We start from the raw sequence: 18,030 nt of genomic DNA on the forward strand, positions 1-18,030 counted from the left end.
CATGGTGGCGGGAGCCTGAGGGCCTCCCCCCACCGTCAGTTCACGTTGCCTTCGCACATCGGCACCGGCCGCGCCGGCTGAGGGGGATGGTCCGCCTTGTACTGGGCGATGACCGGCTCGAGTTTTTCCTTTGGCCAGAACGCCGGCGTGCCGATCGCCTTGAGGCAGGAGGCGTTCCAGTAGGGGCCATTCGGCGCCAGCGCGCGTCCACCGGCGACGGACTGCGCGACCGCTTTGATATCCTTGGATTCCGGGTAGATATAGAGCGTCGTCGGATTGCCATCGATCATCGAAAGCACCTTCGGCGCGTCCGATGGCGACCAGCTGGTGCATCCGTCGCTCCGCCCGCCTGCATAGGTGACGAGCTTTCCGAGCGGAACATAGCCGGTGCTGTTCGCATAGGTGCTCTCAGGCTTCTTCTGCATGCAGATCCCCGAGACGAGGGCCGCCGCATGGCCGCCGATGGCGCGTTGCCTTGCATTGGCCGTCTCTCCGATGCCGTCGAACTGCACGAAGGAGCGGATGAAGGCGGCTTCGCGATCGGCACTCGTGCGGTAATAGCCCTTAAAGGAAGTCTTGATCTCGCTGGTCAGATAGGCGCCGCCGGCGGTCAGATTGGAATCGAGGGCGTTGCCAAAGTTTTTGGCGCATTCCCGGCCGTTGGAAAAGTTTGCCACGCCCTGGAGGTTGCGGCCACCGCCATGTCCTGCGGAAATGACGCGAAACGATCTGTCGGCCTCGCAGATCACATAAAACCGGCCATCCGACAGGTCACCCGGGTCATTCGGCCGGGTCGCGTCCATGGCGAAATAGCACTCGTTTCGAACCTTGCCTTCGGCGACTTTTGAGAGATAGAGGCGGCGTGCCCGTTCCAGCACCGGCAGGGCGATCTGGCCATTGGCCTCGCCGACATAGGTCATGAGCCAGTCCGGGATCGGCAGACGCCCGTCGGCCCCGGATGCCTGTACTGCCGTCGTGGCCGACATGAGCAGGCTCGCAAAGCCAAGGAGCAGGGATCTTTTAGGCACGGCGCATTCTCCCGGATAGTCTCTCGGCGCATTCGGCCGCCGAACGGTTTGATAGATCTGACCCACGCTCATCCATCAGCGTTGAAGAAGTCTTAACACCGCACTTCCAGTCTTGTCGCGACGATCTGAGAGTAGTCGCTGCCCATCGGATCGTTGAAGAACAGCGTGGTCAGCATTGCCTGGTTTTCGGCCAGAATCTGCTTTGAATCCGGCCGGACGACCTTTCGCGTGCAGCGGTTGAAACCGTCGCCGGATGTTTTCAGATCCGCATCGCTTCCGAAATCGAGCGCCGTGTAGAGCGACGGATCGTAAACGCCGAATACCATCAGTCCCTTCAGCGGTGTCCGCTCCACGGGCTTCTGCGTGAACGACAGGATCAGCGATCCGTCCTCATAGGCCGCGTGCATCACATCGGGCTCGGCAAGCTTGATGGCTTTGCCGTTGATGGTAATCTTGGTGTAATAGTCGTATTGCGCCAGTGACTTGCGCACCGTCTTTGCGACAGCCGTCAGTTCGGCAGGTTCAAGCTTCGAATTGCCGTTCTTGTCGAAATCCAGCAACACCGAGGACGAGAAGACCTCGTCGAAGCGCCAGGTATCGCGCAATTCGCCGAGGCTGCCATCGGCGCCCGCTACTGCTTCGAACTTGGCATCGACGAAGATGTGTGGATGGGCAAGCGCGCCCGTCGGCACCCCGCCCATGAAAAGCAGGGTTGCAGCAGCAATTCGGCGTCGAAACGATCGGGAGCTCATAGGACGTGACTGCGCGGAGATTGTGCCCGATTTAAGTTGAACCGATCCCGATAACGGTCCGTTTTTTCTCGCCACGCTAACGGATTGCGGACGCGCTTCAGGAAACACTGTTCCATTGCCATGAGTCTTGGTAATGAGGCGCCCTATATCATTCAGCCGGCTCAATCAGGTGCTATCATGGACGAAAACAAATTCCTTTCACTGTGCAAGGGCGGAAAGTTCAAGGAAGCGCTGGCGCTGGCGATCGAAGGCGGCGAGAAGCAGAAATACACCCCCAGCCGCTTTTCCATGGACAAGAAGACCGGGAGGCCGATTTTCTATCGCGGCAACAAGCGCGTCGAGATGGATGAAAACGGCGAGTGGCTGATCTCCAAGAACACGCAGGTTTGATGAGGGCGGCTGTACGGCCGGTCACATCGCAAAGACGACTGCCCCGCCAGCCAGACCCGCGCCTGCCGCGGTCATCAGAAGGTTCTCTCCTGGCGCGAACGGCCGTCTGCTGTTCTCGACCGAGAGTGAAAGCGGTATGGTTGCAGCGGAAGAATTGCCATATTCGGCGATCGTGCTGACGGCCTTGCTTTCCTCGATCGCCAGATTGCGGCGGATGGCATCGGAAAGACGTGCATTCGCCTGATGCGGAATGAAACGGTCTATGGCCGAAATGGTCCCGGTGGACTGGGCGACGGCCTGAAGCGACGTCCTTGTCATCAGTTCGACGGCACGGGAGAAGACCTCGCGCCCGTCGCGCATCGACATCAGCATTTCATCGCCCGGCGTCTGCCGCGTGAACGGTTTGGAGCTCCCGCCCGCCGGAATGCCGATCAGATCATAGCCGCTACCATCGGACGCCAGCGCGGCGGCCTTGAGGCCGCTTCTCCCATCGCTGCAGGGCGCGAGCACGACGGCTCCCGCGCCGTCGGCGAAAAGCACGGCGCTGGCGCGTTCGGCAGGATTGATCCGGCGGCTGAGAATGTTGGCAGCGACGACCAGCACCGGCCGCCCCTGGGCGCGCACGAAACCATCCGCCAGCGTCAGCGCATAGAGAAAGCCGGAACAGGCCCCGGCAAGGTCGATCGCGCCGGAATTCCTGAGCCCGAGCTTGTGGGCCAGAAGCGGCGCAGACGGCGGCAACAGATGATCGGGCGTCGAGGTCGCAAGAAGGGTGAGGGCCACATCGTCAGCTGCAAGACCGGAATTACTGATCGCCATCCGGCCGGCTGCCGTGGCAAGGCCAGTCAGCGTGTCACCCTCGCTTGCCCAGTAGCGCGATCGGATGCCGGTGCGCCGTTCGATCCAGCCATCCTCCAGGCACAGCCGGTTTTCAATCTCCGCATTGTGGACAATACGCGACGGGACGGCGTGGCCGAAGCCTGCGAGCCTGGAGGAAAGAAGCGCCGTCACGACCCCACCTTTGCCAGGGCGAGCGAAGCCACCTCGTCGATGGCGTCATAGGCGGCGGCAAGGTCCGCCCCAGTCGTGCAATAGGGCGGCATCAGGTAGATGACATTGCCAAGCGGTCGCACGAGCAACCCGCGCTCGCGGAACAGCCGCCGTAGATGCGGGCCGGCCTCGGCGAGATAGCCGCCCGCAGGGACCACGAGATCCAGGGCAGCGATCGTTCCGCATTGCCTGACGCCCGTAAATCGCGGGTCGTTTTCGAAGCGTTTCAGGTGGGCCGAATGCTGCGCGGCCAGCGCATCGATCCTTGCGTCGACAGGCTCGTCGCGCCAGATCTTCAGGTTGGCCACAGCCGCGGCACAGGCGATGGGGTTCGCCGTGTAGGAGCTCGAGTGAAAAAAGGTCTTGCGCCGATCTGAGGACAGATGCGCCTCGAAAATATCCGGCGTGCAGAGCGTTGCCGCCAGCGGCAGGGCGCCACCGGTCAGGCCCTTCGAGGTGCAGAGGATATCGGGGTTGACGCCCGCCTGCTCGCAGGCGAAGCGGGTTCCAGTCCGGCCCCAGCCGGTCATCACCTCGTCGGCGATAAACAGCACGCCATACCGCCCGGCGATTTCCTTCAGAGAGGCGAGAACGCCGCTTGCATAGAATTTCATGCCGCCTGCGCCAAGCACCAGCGGCTCGATGAGAATGGCGGCGGTCCTTTCGGCGCGGCAGAAGCGTTCGAAAGCATCAAGCGTTTCCTGCTCGCGGCCGGCTTCGGGAAAAGGCAGGCGATCGACGCCGAAGAGCAGGGGTTCGAACGGCGCGTTGAAGACGCCGCGTTCTCCCGCCGACATCGTGCCGATCGTGTCGCCGTGATAGGCGTGTTCCATCACCACGATGCGGTCGCGCGCGATACCGCGATTGTGAAAGGTGCCGAGCGCCATCTTGATCGCGACTTCCACGGCGGTCGAGCCGCTGTCGGAATAGAAGACGTGCTGCAAACCGGGTGGAGCGAAGGCGAGCAAGCCTTCCGCCAGCGCTTCGGCTGGCTCATGCGTGAATTCAGCAAAGATCACCTGGTCGTAGACCTCTGTCGCCTCGCGGATCGCGGCCATGATGGCCGGGTGGCGATGGCCATGGGTGATGACCCACCAGGAAGAGATCGCATCCAGAATACGATTGCCATCCTCGTCGAAAAGAGAACTGCCTTCTGTCTTTACGATGCGCCTCATCGCCGGTTCGAGGGCGTGCTGGGTGAACGGGTGCCAGACGGGAGAGCGGCTCATGCGCAGTTCTCCAGCATCAGCCGCGTATCGAAATTCTCGCGAAATGCCTGGGCGAGGCTTTCACGCGTCAGATTGTCCAGCATCGGCAGTCGCCCCAGAATATCGACCTGTCCGATGGTGGCGATCGTCGCCTGTGTGTCCGCGTTCTCGGGCCCGATGAAGGCAACGCCGCAAATCGGGATGGCGCGATGGCGCAGCGCCTCGAGGGAGAGCAGCGTGTGATTGATCGTGCCAAGTGCCGTTCGTGCGCAGAGAATGACGGGAATGCGCCACGGCGCGAAGACATCGGCAAAGACGGTGGTAGCCGTCAGCGGCACCAGCAGACCGCCCGCGCCCTCGATGACCAGCGGCCCTTTGCATTCGGGTGGCAGAAGCTTGCCTATATCGATCTCGATCCCATCAATCCGCGCGGAAAGATGCGGCGATAAGGGCGCTGTGAGACGATAGGCTTCAGGCACGATATGGCCTGATGGCAATCCGCTGAGCCGGGCGACGGTCTGGCTATCAGTCTCATCCTCGAGGCCGGATTGCACCGGCTTCCAGTAATGGGCGCCGAGCGCACCGGCTAGGCCCGCCGCAAAGACGGTCTTGCCGATGCCGGTATCCGTGCCGGAGACCACGAAACGCGGTGTCATCTATTGTTTTCCTCCATGACGGCGGCGAGGCAATCGATCATGCTGGCGATCCGGTCGCGGTCTGTATTGAGTGTGATCGACAGGCGCAGCCGCGCGGTGCCATCGGGTACCGTGGGCGGGCGAATGGCGCGGATGTCGAAACCATGATCCTGCAGACGGTCCGCAATTCGGACCGCCTGCGCATTGCCACCGATGATCACCGGCTGGATCTGCGATCCGCTCGGCTGGACGCCAAGCCGACTCTTCAGTTCGTCGCCGGCGAACGAAACCAGTTGCTGAAGGCTGATGCGCCGCTCCGGTTCATCCTCGACCATCCGCAGCGCCTCGCGCACGCCGGCCGCCATGAGCGGCGAGGGCGCCGTCGAATAAATGAAGGCGCGGGCGCGGTTGACGAGGTAGTCGGCAAGCGCCCGGGGAGCGGCAAGCAAAGCGCCGGAAACGCCGAGCGCCTTGCCGCAAGTATGAAGCGCCAGCACATTCTCCCGGCCCTCAAGCCCGGCCGCCAGCCCCCGTCCGCCTGGGCCGAGCACGCCGGTCGCGTGCGCCTCGTCGATGACCAGAAAGCCGTCGTGACGTTCGGCAATGTCAGCAAATGCCGCGAGCGGTGCGCGGTCGCCATCCATGGAGTAGAGGCTTTCGACGGCAACCCAGGGATGGCCCCGGCCACCCTGCTTGCGCCATTTCCCGATCGCGTCGTCGAAAGCATCGGCATCGTTGTGAGCGACGGCGGTCGAGGCCGCCTTGCTGGCTTCGATGCCTTCATGCGCGCTCGCATGGATCAGCGCATCATGGACGATCAGATCCTCACGCTTCGGAAGCGTCGAGAAAAGCGCGGAATTGGCGGCATAGCCGCTGCCAAAATAGAGCACGCGCTCCGCCCCGAAGAAGGCTGCTGCTTCGGTCTCCAGCGCCTCGTGTTCGGGATGATTGCCGCGTAGCAGCCGAGATCCCCCTGCGCCAACGGGAATGCCCCGCTCCATGGCCGCAGCGATCGCCGCCTTGAGACGTGGCGCACCGGCCAGAGCGAGAAAGTCGTTGGAGGTGAAATCGGCGCCGCGCTGCGGGGCCAGATGGCGCAGGCGTGTCTTTCGCTGCAGGCCATCCAGTGTCACAATATAGCCGGCGAGTATCGCTGCGGTCACAGCGCCGGCTCCAGTTGCATTGGCGACAGGCCGAGGCGTCGGAAGAGCGACGTGTCGTGGTCTTCGCCGGGATTATCCGTCGTCAGCAGCGTATCGCCGACGAAGATCGAATTGGCGCCGGCGAAGAAACAGAGTGCCTGCATTTCGTCGCTCATCTCCGTTCGTCCGGCCGAGAGCCGCAGGTGGGATGTCGGCATCAGAATGCGCGCGAGTGCTATCGTGCGGATGAAATCGATCGGGTCGACAGGGGCGGCATGTTCCAGCTTCGAGCCGGGGATCGCGATCAGCTGATTGATCGGAACGCTCTCCGGCGCCACCGGCAGGTTTGCGAGCGTCAGCAGCATGGAGATCCGGTCATCGACCGTTTCGCCCATCCCCAGGATGCCTCCAGCACAGACCTTGATGCCGGCAGCCCGCACAGTCTCCAGCGTATCGAGCCGGTCTTCGAAGCTCCGTGTGGTGATGATTTCGGAGTAGAAGCGCTCGGACGTATCGATGTTGTGATTGTAGTAGTCGAGGCCCGCTTCTGCGAGCCTGTCTGCCTGCGTGGCCGAGAGCATGCCGAGCGTCATGCAGCTTTCCATGCCAAGCGCCTTCACGCCCTCGACCATGGCGGTCAGCGTGTCCAGATCGCGATCCTTCGGGCTGCGCCAGGCGGCCCCCATGCAATAGCGAGTCGCCCCGGCATCCCTTGCCTTGCGCGCCTCCGCGAGAACGCGCTCGACCTCCATCAGCTTCGACGCCTTTAGCCCGGTCGGATTGTGCGCCGACTGGCTGCAGTATCCGCAATCTTCCGCACATCCCCCCGTCTTGATCGAGAGGAGCCGGCTCATCTGCACGGCATTGGGATCGAAATTGGCGCGATGAACGGTTTGCGCCCGGAAGAGTAGATCATTAAACGGTAAATTATAGATAAGTTTTGCGTTGTCTAAAGTTTTGGTCGGTTTGTGCGGAGCGTGACGTGCTTCAAACTCGGTATTCCGAACGATTTCTGGCATTCTTGTCGCCTCAAGATTAAAATTATGGATAGAAAATATATTTTATCGATAATTTGGCAAGCCGTAATTCCGGAGTGCGATTTCTGGCCGGTTGAGGCGGAAGCTCGCCCGCTGGCTTTACTGTCTTTAGTGCGGCTGCAGCCCGCGGAACCCGAGTTGCGGCGGCCGGTGGCACGCGTTAGTGATGTCGTCATGCTGGATAAAATCGATGAGCGCCTCGGCGCGCGGGTGCGTATTGAACGGGAAATTCGCGGCTGGTCGCTGACCGAGCTCGCGAAACGCTCAGGTGTTTCCCGCGCGATGATCCACAAGGTCGAGCGCGGCGAGGCAAGCCCGACGGCAATGCTTTTGGCCCGTTTGTCAGGCGCTTTCGAGATCAGCATGTCGACACTGATGGTGCGTGCCGAGATGCAGGAAGGGATGTTGCTGCGCAAGGACGACCAGCCGGTCTGGATCGATCCCGTTACCGGTTATGCGCGCCGCCATGTCTCGCCGCGATCGGTGACGCCGATCGATGTGATCGATGTCGATTTCCCGCCGGGCAAGGAATCGGGCTTTCCCGCCTCGTCCTATGCCAATCGCAAGCACCTCGTCTGGGTGCTGGCGGGCGAACTTGTCTTCATCGAAGGCGGCGTCCGCCATGAGATGCGGGAAGGGGATTGCCTCGAACTCGGCCCTCCCAACGATTGCATCTTCCGGAATGAAACGGCCGAACCCTGCCGTTATGCGGTGATCGTTCTTCGTGAGGCCTGACGGAGTCGATCATGCTACTATAGTGGTATGATCAGCATGGCGGAAACTGAAGCCTGCTGCGCTGGACCGCTTGCCGCGCCGGCTTCCTGCAGTCCCGTATGGACGGAAATGCCGCCTTGACACAGATCGAATGTCCATCATATTGGCATAGATAATCCACGATGGTGGACGACTGTGAGCCTTGGCCAAGATAGGGGAATCGATGATGCCTCGCCAGATCCATCTGAATGCCTTCGATATGGTCTGCCCGGGCCACATCCAGCAGGGCATGTGGACGCATCCGCGGGACCAGTCTGACCGCGTCAACGATCTGCAATATTGGATGGAATACGCGAAGAAGCTCGAATCCGGTCTGTTCGACGGCATCTTCTTTGCCGATGTCCTTGGTGTGTATGACGTCTATGGCGGCAGTCCGGATGCGGCGGTGCGCGGCGGGGTGCAGATCCCCGCCAATGATCCGACGATCGTCATCCCAGCGATGGCGGCGGTCACCAAGCATCTCGGTTTCGGCGTTACCTGCAATCTCACCTATGAGCAGCCGTTTCTGTTTGCCCGGCGGATGTCGACGCTCGATCACATTACCGGCGGCCGCATCGGCTGGAATATCGTCACCGGTTATCTCGACAGCGCCGCCCGCGCCATCGGCCTCAAGGGTCAGACCGCGCATGACGACCGTTACGATCTCGCCGACGAATATATGTCGCTGGTCTACAAGCTTTGGGAAGGATCCTGGGACGACGACGCCGTTATTGCCGATCGCCGGAATGCGATGTTTGCCGATCCGTCAAAGGTTCGCGTGATCCACCACGAAGGACCGCAATACAAGGTCGATGCGATGCATCTCTGCTCGCCGTCGCCACAGCGCACGCCGGTGCTTTATCAGGCGGGTTCTTCGCCGCGCGGGCGCGAATTTGCAGCGACCCATGCGGAATGCGTCTTCGTCAACGGCCAGAAGAAGGAGGATGTCCGCAGTATCACCGCCGACATCAAGGCGCGGGCGCAAGCGAAAGGCCGCTCGGCTGAGGACGTCAAGGTGTTCCTTGGCGCCAGCCTCGTTCTCGGCAAAACCAATGCCGAAGCGCAGGAAAAGTTCGAGGAATACAAGCGCTACGTCAGTTCCGAAGCGGCGCTGGTGCATGCGGCCGCATCGCTTGGTATCGATTTTTCGAAATACGATATCGATGAGCCGATTGAGACGGGCAAGAGCCAGGCGATCGTCTCCAATGTCGAGATCATCAATAAGGCGGCGGGTCCGCAATGGACGCGCCGCAAACTTCTCGAGCAGATGGTGCTGGGCAGCCGCCAGACCCCATGGGTGGGCTCGGCCGAAGAGATTGCCGATATGCTGATCGGCTGGAGCGGCGAGACCGGCGTGGCGGGCTTCAATCTGTCGCGTACCATTGCGCCTGAGAGCATCGAGGATGTCATCGATCTGCTGATCCCTGTTCTTCAGGAGAAGGGGGTCTACAAGACGTCATACGCAGAAGGAACCTACCGCGAGAAGCTGTTCGGCACGGCACGCCTGCCATCGACCCATTCGGCCGCGCAATATCGCGGCGGAGCCGGCTCCCGGTAGCAGCTCTCAGCATCATCAGGAAGGATTGAACGTGGTCGATAAAACTGCGTATCGCGATGCCATGGCCGGGCTTGCGGCTGCGGTGAATATCATCACCTCGGATGGAGCCGCAGGCCCTGCCGGCTGCACGGTTTCGGCGGTCTGTTCGGTGACAGACGAGCCGCCGACGCTGCTGGTCTGCATCAATCGCTCCAGCGCCAATAACGAGATCATCCGCCGGAACGGCAATCTCTGCGTCAATATTGTCTGCGCCGAGCAGAAAGAGATCGCGATGCAATTCGCGACGAAGGGATTATCGGTCAGCGAGCGCCTTGCCAGTGCCAACTGGAGCACACTTGAAACCGGAGCGCTGGTGCTTGATGGCGCAGTCTCCGCCATCGATTGCGAGGTCGATTCCGTGTCAGAGGTCGGCACGCATACGGTTTTCTATTGCCGTGTGAAGGCGGTCCGCAATCAGCCGGGCCGCGATGGATTGATCTATTTCGGACGCGATTTTCATCGGGTGGCGACCAGGCCGGTCAATGCGGCCGGACCTGCGGCCTGACACGATGCGCGGCCTAGCGACATCTGCCGCGGGCGATCCGCCGGCCAAGCCAGCCGGCCGAAAGGCCGTTTCGCTGGCGATCATCCTCGCGGCGCAGGTGGCGGCGATGAGCGTGTGGTTCTCGTCGAGCGCGGCAATCGCCAGCATCAAGCAGCAATATGCAATCGGCGCTTCGCAGGAGGCGATGCTGACCACGGCCGTGCAGATCGGCTTCGTGGCCGGAGCGGTCGTCTCGGCGCATCTGTCGCTGGCGGACCGTTTCGATCCGCGGCGGCTGTTTGCGCTGTGCGCCGCGATTGCCGCCATTGCCACGGGATGTCTCGTCTTCATGGCGCCTGTCGGCCCCGGTGCGATCGCGCTGCGTTTCCTGACCGGCATCTGCATGGCGGGCGTCTATCCGGTCGGCATGCGCATGGCCGCGACCTGGGCAAGCCGCGATCTCGGCCTTCTGATCGGTCTTCTGGTCGGCGCCCTGACGCTCGGCTCGGCCAGCCCGCATCTTCTGGCGGCGGTCGGCGATGTCGAATGGCGTGCAATCTACGGCGTGGCTTCGGGATCGGCGGCGGCCGCTGCCGTGCTCATCACCTTCGCCAAGCTTGGCCCCAACATCCGCCGTGCGCCATCGGTCGATCTATCGAAGATTGCCGAAAGCTGGCGCCGGACGTCGTTGCGGCGCGTGAATCTCGGCTATCTCGGACATATGTGGGAGCTCTACGCCATGTGGGCCTGGCTGCCGGTCTTCCTGCATCAGTCGTTTGCGGCGCGCGGTCTTCAGAACGCCGACACCAAGGCGGCCTGGCTGACCTTTGCCACCATCGCTGCCGGGGCGGCCGGCTCCTGGCTCGGCGGGATCGTCGCCGACAGGCGAGGCCGGACCTTTGTGACCACAACTGCGATGAGTGCCAGCGGCATATGCGCGCTGCTGATCGGCTGGCTCTATTCCGCGCCGCTGTGCTTGCTGGTGCCCGTGGCCATCATCTGGGGCATCACCGTGATTGCCGACTCCGCCCAGTTTTCGGCCTCGGTCGCGGAGCTTGCGGAGCCCGGCTCAGTCGGGACATTGCTGACGGCGCAGACATGCGCGGGCTTTCTGCTCACGATGGTCAGCATTCACCTCGTTCCCGAGGTCCGGGCGCTGCTCGGCTGGCCGGGCGCCTTCACGATGCTTGCGCTGGGTCCCTTCGCGGGATGTGCCGCGATGTTGAGGTTGCGGCGCGACCCGGAAGCACGGCTTCTGGCCGGCGGCAGGCGTTAGCCGGGCTGCAAGCCGCAGCCGTTTTCGATTGGAAACATCCGCAGAGACGATCCGCCCGGTTGCCAAAAAGCCATAATTGTTCCACCTACATCGGTCATTGATACGCGGCACCAAGAATTGGAACAGAGCTGAATGCGCATACAATACGGTTTATTCGGATTATTCCTTGCAATCGCGCCGTCCGCATATGCCCTGGAAGCTGCATCGCCGCCTGTATTGGAGCCGCTGAAGCAGCAGGCCCAGGCTGCGCAAATGAGCGCGCAATTTCTGACCCGTTACAGCTACAGGCCCGTCGCACTCGATGATGCGCTGTCGGCCAAGATCATGGATCACTTCATCAAGTCGCTGGATCCGGACCGGATGATCTTCCTGAAGGCAGACATCGACAAGTTCATGGCCGACAAGAGCAAGATCGACGACGCCATCGAGAAGCAGAACCTGCAGATCCCGTTCACGATCTTCAACGTCTATGAGCAGCGCGTCGTCGATCGCATGAATTATTCGCGCGGCCTGCTGAAGCAGGGATTCGATTTCAGCGTAAAGGAAGACTATTCCGTGCTGCGCGACAACGCCCCGTGGCCGCAGTCCGAAGCCGAGTCCGACGATCTCTGGCGCAAGCGCGTCAAGAGCGACTGGCTGCGGCTGAAGCTTGGCGGCAAGGCGGACGATGCCATTCGCGATACGCTCGAGAAGCGCTACGAAAACGCTCTGGAGCGCGCCTACAAGTACAAGAGCGACGACGTCTTCCAGTCGTTCATGGACGCCTATACCAATTCCGTCGATCCGCACACGGACTATTTCGGCGCCTCGGCCTCTGCCGATTTCGACATTTCGATGAAGCTGTCGCTGGTCGGCATCGGCGCGGTCCTGCAGGAACGCGACGACTACACGACGATCCGCGAACTCGTGCCCGGTGGCCCGGCGCAGCTCTCCGGCAAGCTTGCCGTCGGCGACCGCATCATCGGCGTCGGCCAGGGCGAGAATGGCGCGATCAAGGAAGTGCTCGGCACCCGTCTCGACGAAGTCGTGCAGATGATCCGCGGTGAGAAGGACTCCGTCGTGCGTCTCGACATTCTGCCCGCAGAAGCCAGTGCCGACGGCAGCCATCACATCATCAGCCTGGTGCGCGACAAGATCAGCCTCGAAAAACAGGCCGCCCGCAAGGATATCCTGTCGGTCAAGGACGGCGATGCCACGCGCAAGATCGGCGTGATTACGCTGCCGGCATTCTACGAGGATTTCGAGGCGCGTCGGAAGGGCGACCAGGACTACAAGAGCGCCAGCCGCGATGTCGCCAAGCTGCTCGAGGAACTGAAGCAGGACAATGTCGACAGCGTTCTGATCGATATCCGCAACAATGGCGGCGGCTCGCTCTCCGAGGCGATTGACCTGACCGGCCTGTTCATCGGCAATGGTCCGGTCGTTCAGCAGCGCGGCACGGATGGCAAGGTCGTGGTCCAGAGCGCTGACTTCCAGGAGCCCCTGTGGACTGGTCCGGTGGGTGTGCTCATCAACCGCGGCTCGGCTTCGGCATCGGAGATTTTCGCTGCGGCGATCCAGGATTACGGACGTGGCGTGATCATCGGAGAGCCGAGCTTCGGCAAGGGCACCGTGCAGACCGTCGTCGATCTCGACGAGATGGCGCATAACAGCAAGCCCAAATTCGGCGAGCTCAAGGTGACGATCGCCCAGTTCTTCCGCGTCAACGGCGGGACGACGCAGCTGCGCGGCGTGACCCCGGATATCGCCTTCCCGGGTCTTTCCGACCCGAAAACCTTCGGCGAGACGAGCTATGATAACGCCCTGCCATGGACGGAAATCAAGCCTGCAAAATATAAGCCTTTCGGCGACATCAAGAGCGTGCTGCCACAGTTGCAGAGCCGCCATGATGCGCGCGTCAAGACCGATCCGGGCTATCAGAGCCTGATTGAGGACATTGCCGACCTGAAGGCGCAGCGCGACAAGGGGCTTATCTCCCTCAATGAGGCCGAGCGCCGCAAGGAACAGGCCGCCCGCGAGGCGCGCCTGAAGGCGCGCGCCGATGTCAGCGGCGAAGACACGGGTCCGGATGACGGCCTGCAGTCAAACGAGCGCAGCCTCAGTGCGGATATTGCGATCGAGAATGCCCGCAAGAAGGCGAAGGACGTGCTGCTCGACGAAGCCGGCGCTATTCTTGCCGACGAGACGACCCTGAAATAGGCCTTTCAGGAGCAGAAGAAACAATCGCGGGCGCGGTGAAAGCCGCTGCCCGCGTCTGTTATTTCCACTCCCACAGCTTCTTCGAAACGTGCGGGCGCGTCGAAACGATCGCGGCAGGATTGCCGACGGCCGTGACATAGCGGGCAGCGTCTTCGGCATCGTTGACGCCGGCAAAGATCATCTTCATCGATTTATTGGAGGCAGCACCTTTCGCCCGGTGCTCGAAGCTGATCACCGCATGCGGATATTCCTCGTTGAGGCTGATCATCGGATCGCCCGTCAGCGCGATGTGTTCCTGCATCGCCAGGAATGACAGGACACGATCCCTGGCCATGTCAGGCGCAATCGGCTTGTTGCCTGTCGGCGCTCGGGCATAGGCCATGGTGTCGATCTGGCCCTTGCGCTTGCGCGTCTCGTAAACCAGAAGGTTCGCCCCCATCGCCAGTTCGGCGTGGAGATCGAAGGTCTGGTACCGGTCGCTATTGCCGTGCAGATCGTCCAGGGCTGCCTTCAGATCCTGGATGTAATCGGTGTATCGCGATGCTGTCATGGGTCGTCCGCCTTCGATATCTGACCGCGCAATCGCATAGCGCCATCAGGCATGCAATAGGCGATGTCGATCAGGCAGGTGACAGACCGCTTCTCCCGACGCCAGCCTATTGCGGGAACAGGAACGTTATCCCGGCGCGGAAGCCCCAGCCGTTCGGTCCGTTCTCGGGCGCTTCGGCCCAGTAGCGGGCACCGACCTGGAAGCTCACCGGTTGTTCGCCGAACTTCAGGAGCTTTGCCACCGAAAAATTGATCGGCACGGCCCACTGGTCGTTCTTCCAGTCATAGGTGCTTTCGGTGTTAAGCGAGAAAGTCCAGGCATCAGGGGTGGTGTAGGATATGAAGGGTTGCAGGAAGGTGGAGCTGATATCAGGCCGATCGCTGTTGCCTGTGACGGACCAGATGTGATTGGCGAGCGCGCCGTAGGTCCAGGGGCCATCCTGCTTCAGGACGACGGCGGTCGGGCCGAGCCCCCACTTGCCGCTGCCGAGCATCTTGTCCGTTGCGGTCGGCAGCAGGAAGACCGGGCCGGCGCCCCAGACGATGCCGCCCGGTCCCGGTTCCTTCGGCGAAAAGAAGAAGCTTTGGGTGATGTCGCCAAGGCCGAACTGGCTACCGGAATTGCCGGCGATGTCGTTCTGCCAGATGAACGGCAGGATGGTTCGGGAAATGACGTTCCAGTCGTCGTTGATCGAAATGGGAATGACCGGCTGGATGTTCAGCACGGCCCTGTCGCCGTCGAGCGGGCCGTAACCGCTGTCATAGTTGAATTGAAACGGCACGCTGATCAGCGAGGCGACCGGATTGGAAAGCTTCTTGGCGAGATCGGCATCCTGCGCCACAGCCGGTAGCGGGAGGGCCGCCGCAGCGGCCGCTGCGGCAAAGAGAATTCCTGGCTTCATGCGTTGGTCTCCGATTGGGATCTGCACTTCGCCGCAAGTTTCAGAACCGGATCGTCATGCCGATGATCGGGCCGTGCTGGATCATGTCGTAGGTGAAGCCGTCACTGCTGTAATCGACGCCCTGGGCACGGTATCCGAGCACGGCTGACATGGTGTCGTTGAACTTGTAGCCGAGGCCGGCCAGCACATCCCAGTCGAGGTCGGCGCCGCCCGCACCAATCATCGCCCAGCCGGTCATGTAGACATTGTCGGTGAAGGAATAGCTGCCCTTGAAACCAACAAGACCATCGACCCAGTTGGCGCTGTCGGTTCCCTCGAGATTACCGATCAGGCCGCCACTCAGGCGGATAGTGGTTTCGGCATGCCAGAAACGGGCACCCGCGAGAATGTCGAGGCGCGCCTGCGGGTCCTCGTAGATCGTGTAGGCGGCACCCAACAGCGCCGTGAAGGTCACAGTCTTCAGGTCAACGTCGTCGGCAATGATGCCGCGCGGCGTGGCGGAGTCGGTGGTTACCCTCGCATAGCTGATATCGGTGAAGATGCTGAAACGGTCGTAGCGGGCATCGCCCGCTCCCATGAACGCGAAATCCAGGGTCGAGATGATGGCGCCGAAATCCTGGCTGACATCCACGGTCGGCAAGCCGAACACTTGGCTCTCGCCATCGAGACCGGCAATCCAGAAATAGGGAGAGAACGAGAAACTCCAGCCGTCGGGCCGCTCGGGTGATGGTTGCGGCGCTGTTACCGGCAGCAGATCGGCAGCACCCGCAGGCGCGGCGAAGGCGGCCAGTGCCGCAACACCAATGACAAATCGAATCTTGCTGTGCATGTGTCGTCCCCTCGGCCTTGGCCCTTGTCACACTTCTGCTGCCGCAGCTGCTTTCGCCTGCTGCGCCTTGATGGTGGCGGCGGCTGCGGCCGCTCCACCCTCCCGCTCGTCGCCACCGACATTGACGGTCGGCTGCGCGAATTCGATGCCATTTGCCCTGAAGGCTTCCCGGATCCGCAGCTGTGCCTTGCGGCGTATGTAGGTCTGCATGCCGGGTACCGTGGTCATGCCGAAGCCCAGCACGATGCCGTAGTCGCCGAATTCCTCGACGCCCTTCATCTTCAGGGGTTCGATGAAGAGAGGCCCGAGTTCGGGATCTTCGAGCAGTTCGGCGCCGATCTTCTTGGTCAGCTTGCGGGCCTTTTCGACATCGGTGTCGAAGCCGACGGAAATCCGGAACTTGTCGATCACCCAGTCCCGGCTCATGTTTTCGACCGCGCCGAGCTCGCCGAACGGGACGGTGAACACGGGGCCACGATGGTGCCTGAGCCGGACCGATCGCAGGCTGAAGCCCTCGACCGTTCCCTTGTAATTCTTGGCCTGGATATACTCGCCGACACGGAAAGCATCGTCGAGCATGTAGAAGACGCCGCTGATGATGTCCTTGACCAGCGTCTGCGATCCGAAGCCGAGTGCCACGCCGAAGATGCCGGCACCGGCGATCAGCGGCCCGATCTCCACGCCAAGCTGGGCGAGGATGATCAACGCCGCCATGACGGCAATCATGACGGCAAGCGCATTGCGCAGGATCGGCAGCAGCGTCCGGAAGCGGGCGCGCCGCGCTGTGTCGGCTGGCGTGGATGTAGCGGGCGCGGATGCCACAAGGTTTCCGTCGATCCAGCTCTTGGCCAGATGCCAGATCAGATCGGCGGCAAGCAGAACGACGACGCTGCGCAGCAGGCCATAGAAGATCGCCGATACGATCGGATCGCGGTGGCCAATGGTTTCCGGGTTCATCTGCCAGACGATTGCCAGCCAGCCGGCGGCGATTGCGATGACGATCGCCCGGGCTCCGCGGACGACCAGCACATTTCGCAGACCAGCCCCGGCCGAGGTGAAGTGTTCGGCGACATTTCCTGCACCCCGCAGGATGCCGGGCAGGATGAGAGCGTAGAGGCCGAGCCAGAACAGGCCTTTCAGATCGAGGCACCAGAGGATCCACATCGCCACCATCACACCGGTGACGATCGCCTTTGCGGGTTTCGGCCGGCTCCATGTGGACCAGACGGCCTCAATTCCGAGCGCGAGAACGATGATCGAAAACACATAGGAGATCGCGTCCGTGACGGCGGGATCCGTGCCGAGCGGCGGGCCGAGCGCTGCCGTGGCGATGGCGAGCACGGTGATGCCGAGAAGGATCCTGGCGCGCTGCCGCAGCCCTTCCGGCGCCGCGAGCGTGATCAGCACCGATCCGGTGCGATAGACGACGAACGCGCTGAGATAGACAAGCAGGGTGATGCGGGCAAGCGGCGGCCACTCGATTGCAAAGAAGATCACGGCCATGGCGCCGGCAAAGACTGCGATCGGGATCAGCGCGGCAGCCGCTCCCTCCCGCTGTCCGCGCATCCTGCGATAGAGCCATTCGGCGGCAAGGCCAATGGCGATGAGACCACCGAAAATAACGAAGACGGGGGCGTATCCGTGCGAGATCGCATCGGCACGCGTCCTGGCAGCCGTTGCGGCAATTTCAGACGGAATACGCGGGACGGCGGCGATGACCGTATCGATCCGCGCCCGCGTCTCGGATTCCCAGCTTGTGATGGGGGAGGCTGCAGTTGCGGATGGCGCCGGCGGGGCTGCGGCCGTCTTGCGGCTTTCGAGCCAGGCCTGGATATCGGGATCCTGGAGAAGTGCGACCAGATCGTTGATCTTCTTTTCGCTCGCCGGAATGGGCGTTTGTGCCTGCGCGGTCACGGAAAGGATCAGGAATACAAGCAACCCTGCCAGGCATTTGATCATGCTGCCGACGTCCCAAAGCAGACGCGGAAAATGTAGCCGGTAGGCGGCCGGGAAAGTCTGCCGCACTCTGGTCGAATCAGGGAAGCTGAGCTGGCATCCGTGAACCGCATCTGCACTCTCCTTGAACAAGACGTGCATCTAGCCAGCCGGTTCTCCGGCGCGGAAGTACGTTACTGTAAATGCGGGCGTAAATTCCGCGATCCGGGCGTAAACGCGGATCGGTTTACGGTAACGTACTTC

17 protein-coding genes are annotated in these 18,030 nt (G+C 61.9%); 6 read left to right on the forward strand and 11 right to left on the reverse strand.

The features are described 5' to 3' along the window. Window positions 1-35: 35 nt before the first annotated feature. Both J2X43_RS30330 and J2X43_RS30335 read right to left on the reverse strand, forming a co-directional pair. A complete protein-coding gene (locus J2X43_RS30330) occupies window positions 36-986 on the reverse strand; it encodes a hypothetical protein (RefSeq protein ID WP_112390001.1) in 951 nt (316 codons plus the stop codon). A gap of 134 nt (window positions 987-1,120) precedes the next feature. After that, complete coding sequence (locus J2X43_RS30335) at window positions 1,121-1,780, reverse strand: DUF1007 family protein (RefSeq protein ID WP_112390000.1); 660 nt, start codon at window positions 1,778-1,780, stop codon at window positions 1,121-1,123. A 177-nt stretch (window positions 1,781-1,957) separates the two neighbouring features. On the opposite strand from J2X43_RS30335, the gene J2X43_RS30340 reads away from it, so the two are divergent. Beyond that, complete coding sequence (locus J2X43_RS30340; protein WP_112389999.1) at window positions 1,958-2,170, forward strand: hypothetical protein; 213 nt, start codon at window positions 1,958-1,960, stop codon at window positions 2,168-2,170. Between the two features lie 21 nt (window positions 2,171-2,191). Here the strand turns inward: J2X43_RS30340 and J2X43_RS30345 are convergent, their stop codons facing one another. The 5 genes from J2X43_RS30345 to bioB are packed head-to-tail and all read right to left on the reverse strand — an operon-like array spanning window position 2,192 to window position 7,224. Continuing rightward, the gene (locus J2X43_RS30345) at window positions 2,192-3,181 is read right to left on the reverse strand and encodes a beta-ketoacyl-ACP synthase III (protein WP_112389998.1); all 990 of its coding nucleotides are present in this window, start codon (window positions 3,179-3,181) and stop codon (window positions 2,192-2,194) included. Beyond that, the gene (locus J2X43_RS30350) at window positions 3,178-4,449 is read right to left on the reverse strand and encodes an adenosylmethionine--8-amino-7-oxononanoate transaminase (protein WP_112389997.1); all 1,272 of its coding nucleotides are present in this window, start codon (window positions 4,447-4,449) and stop codon (window positions 3,178-3,180) included. Before J2X43_RS30350 ends, J2X43_RS30345 begins: the two co-directional genes overlap by 4 nt. Further along, entirely contained in the window at window positions 4,446-5,084 is a 639-nt protein-coding gene (gene bioD, locus J2X43_RS30355) for a dethiobiotin synthase (RefSeq protein ID WP_112389996.1), read from the reverse strand. The genes J2X43_RS30350 and bioD overlap by 4 nt, the downstream gene beginning before the upstream one ends. Then, window positions 5,081-6,226, reverse strand: coding sequence for an 8-amino-7-oxononanoate synthase (locus J2X43_RS30360; protein WP_112389995.1), 1,146 nt, complete (start codon window positions 6,224-6,226; stop codon window positions 5,081-5,083). The genes bioD and J2X43_RS30360 overlap by 4 nt, the downstream gene beginning before the upstream one ends. Next, window positions 6,223-7,224 carry a biotin synthase BioB gene (gene bioB, locus J2X43_RS30365; protein ID WP_112389994.1) on the reverse strand — a complete coding sequence of 334 codons (1,002 nt, stop codon included), beginning with the start codon at window positions 7,222-7,224 and terminating at the stop codon, window positions 6,223-6,225. The genes J2X43_RS30360 and bioB overlap by 4 nt, the downstream gene beginning before the upstream one ends. On the opposite strand from bioB, the gene J2X43_RS30370 reads away from it, so the two are divergent. The 5 genes from J2X43_RS30370 to J2X43_RS30390 all read left to right on the forward strand — a co-directional run bounded on the left by J2X43_RS30370 (window position 7,174) and on the right by J2X43_RS30390 (window position 13,551). Beyond that, window positions 7,174-7,977 carry an XRE family transcriptional regulator gene (locus tag J2X43_RS30370; protein WP_310301306.1) on the forward strand — a complete coding sequence of 268 codons (804 nt, stop codon included), beginning with the start codon at window positions 7,174-7,176 and terminating at the stop codon, window positions 7,975-7,977. The two genes, bioB and J2X43_RS30370, sit on opposite strands and share 51 nt — an antisense overlap. Window positions 7,978-8,182: 205 nt before the next feature. After that, window positions 8,183-9,553, forward strand: a complete 1,371-nt coding sequence (locus tag J2X43_RS30375) for an LLM class flavin-dependent oxidoreductase (RefSeq protein WP_112389992.1) — start codon at window positions 8,183-8,185, stop codon at window positions 9,551-9,553. A 31-nt stretch (window positions 9,554-9,584) separates the two neighbouring features. After that, complete coding sequence (locus J2X43_RS30380; RefSeq protein ID WP_112389991.1) at window positions 9,585-10,097, forward strand: flavin reductase; 513 nt, start codon at window positions 9,585-9,587, stop codon at window positions 10,095-10,097. Then, entirely contained in the window at window positions 10,075-11,352 is a 1,278-nt protein-coding gene (locus J2X43_RS30385) for an MFS transporter (protein ID WP_310301312.1), read from the forward strand. Before J2X43_RS30380 ends, J2X43_RS30385 begins: the two co-directional genes overlap by 23 nt. A 132-nt stretch (window positions 11,353-11,484) precedes the next feature. Beyond that, window positions 11,485-13,551, forward strand: coding sequence for a carboxy terminal-processing peptidase (locus J2X43_RS30390; protein WP_112389990.1), 2,067 nt, complete (start codon window positions 11,485-11,487; stop codon window positions 13,549-13,551). 58 nt (window positions 13,552-13,609) lie between these two features. On the opposite strand, the gene J2X43_RS30395 is transcribed toward J2X43_RS30390, so the two are convergent. The 4 genes from J2X43_RS30395 to J2X43_RS30410 form a co-directional block, all read right to left on the reverse strand. Next, window positions 13,610-14,101 carry a hypothetical protein gene (locus J2X43_RS30395; RefSeq protein WP_112389989.1) on the reverse strand — a complete coding sequence of 164 codons (492 nt, stop codon included), beginning with the start codon at window positions 14,099-14,101 and terminating at the stop codon, window positions 13,610-13,612. A gap of 106 nt (window positions 14,102-14,207) precedes the next feature. Then, window positions 14,208-15,002: a transporter gene (locus tag J2X43_RS30400; protein ID WP_112389988.1), complete on the reverse strand. Its 795-nt coding sequence runs from the start codon at window positions 15,000-15,002 to the stop codon at window positions 14,208-14,210. Window positions 15,003-15,042: 40 nt separating this feature from the next. Beyond that, on the reverse strand, window positions 15,043-15,831 hold the full coding sequence (locus J2X43_RS30405) for a hypothetical protein (RefSeq protein WP_112389987.1): 789 nt from the start codon (window positions 15,829-15,831) through the stop codon (window positions 15,043-15,045). 27 nt (window positions 15,832-15,858) lie between these two features. Further along, entirely contained in the window at window positions 15,859-17,787 is a 1,929-nt protein-coding gene (locus J2X43_RS30410) for a mechanosensitive ion channel family protein (protein WP_405049672.1), read from the reverse strand. Between the last annotated feature and the right edge of the window lie 243 nt (window positions 17,788-18,030).

Source organism: Rhizobium sp. BE258, from assembly GCF_031457345.1.
In the GTDB taxonomy this organism is placed as follows: Bacteria; Pseudomonadota; Alphaproteobacteria; order Rhizobiales; family Rhizobiaceae; genus Rhizobium.

Excerpts from the sequence above, each read along its gene's own strand:
- bioB (WP_112389994.1), bottom strand. The coding sequence starts at position 7,224 with ATGCCAGAAATCGTTCGGAATACCGAGTTTGAAGCACGTCACGCTCCG.
- J2X43_RS30405 (WP_112389987.1), bottom strand. The coding sequence starts at position 15,831 with ATGCACAGCAAGATTCGATTTGTCATTGGTGTTGCGGCACTGGCCGCC.
- J2X43_RS30330 (WP_112390001.1), bottom strand. The coding sequence starts at position 986 with ATGTCGGCCACGACGGCAGTACAGGCATCCGGGGCCGACGGGCGTCTG.
- J2X43_RS30390 (WP_112389990.1), top strand. The coding sequence starts at position 11,485 with ATGCGCATACAATACGGTTTATTCGGATTATTCCTTGCAATCGCGCCG.
- J2X43_RS30335 (WP_112390000.1), bottom strand. The coding sequence starts at position 1,780 with ATGAGCTCCCGATCGTTTCGACGCCGAATTGCTGCTGCAACCCTGCTT.
- bioD (WP_112389996.1), bottom strand. The coding sequence starts at position 5,084 with ATGACACCGCGTTTCGTGGTCTCCGGCACGGATACCGGCATCGGCAAG.
- J2X43_RS30375 (WP_112389992.1), top strand. The coding sequence starts at position 8,183 with ATGCCTCGCCAGATCCATCTGAATGCCTTCGATATGGTCTGCCCGGGC.
- J2X43_RS30340 (WP_112389999.1), top strand. The coding sequence starts at position 1,958 with ATGGACGAAAACAAATTCCTTTCACTGTGCAAGGGCGGAAAGTTCAAG.
- J2X43_RS30350 (WP_112389997.1), bottom strand. The coding sequence starts at position 4,449 with ATGAGCCGCTCTCCCGTCTGGCACCCGTTCACCCAGCACGCCCTCGAA.
- J2X43_RS30395 (WP_112389989.1), bottom strand. The coding sequence starts at position 14,101 with ATGACAGCATCGCGATACACCGATTACATCCAGGATCTGAAGGCAGCC.
- J2X43_RS30385 (WP_310301312.1), top strand. The coding sequence starts at position 10,075 with ATGCGGCCGGACCTGCGGCCTGACACGATGCGCGGCCTAGCGACATCT.
- J2X43_RS30400 (WP_112389988.1), bottom strand. The coding sequence starts at position 15,002 with ATGAAGCCAGGAATTCTCTTTGCCGCAGCGGCCGCTGCGGCGGCCCTC.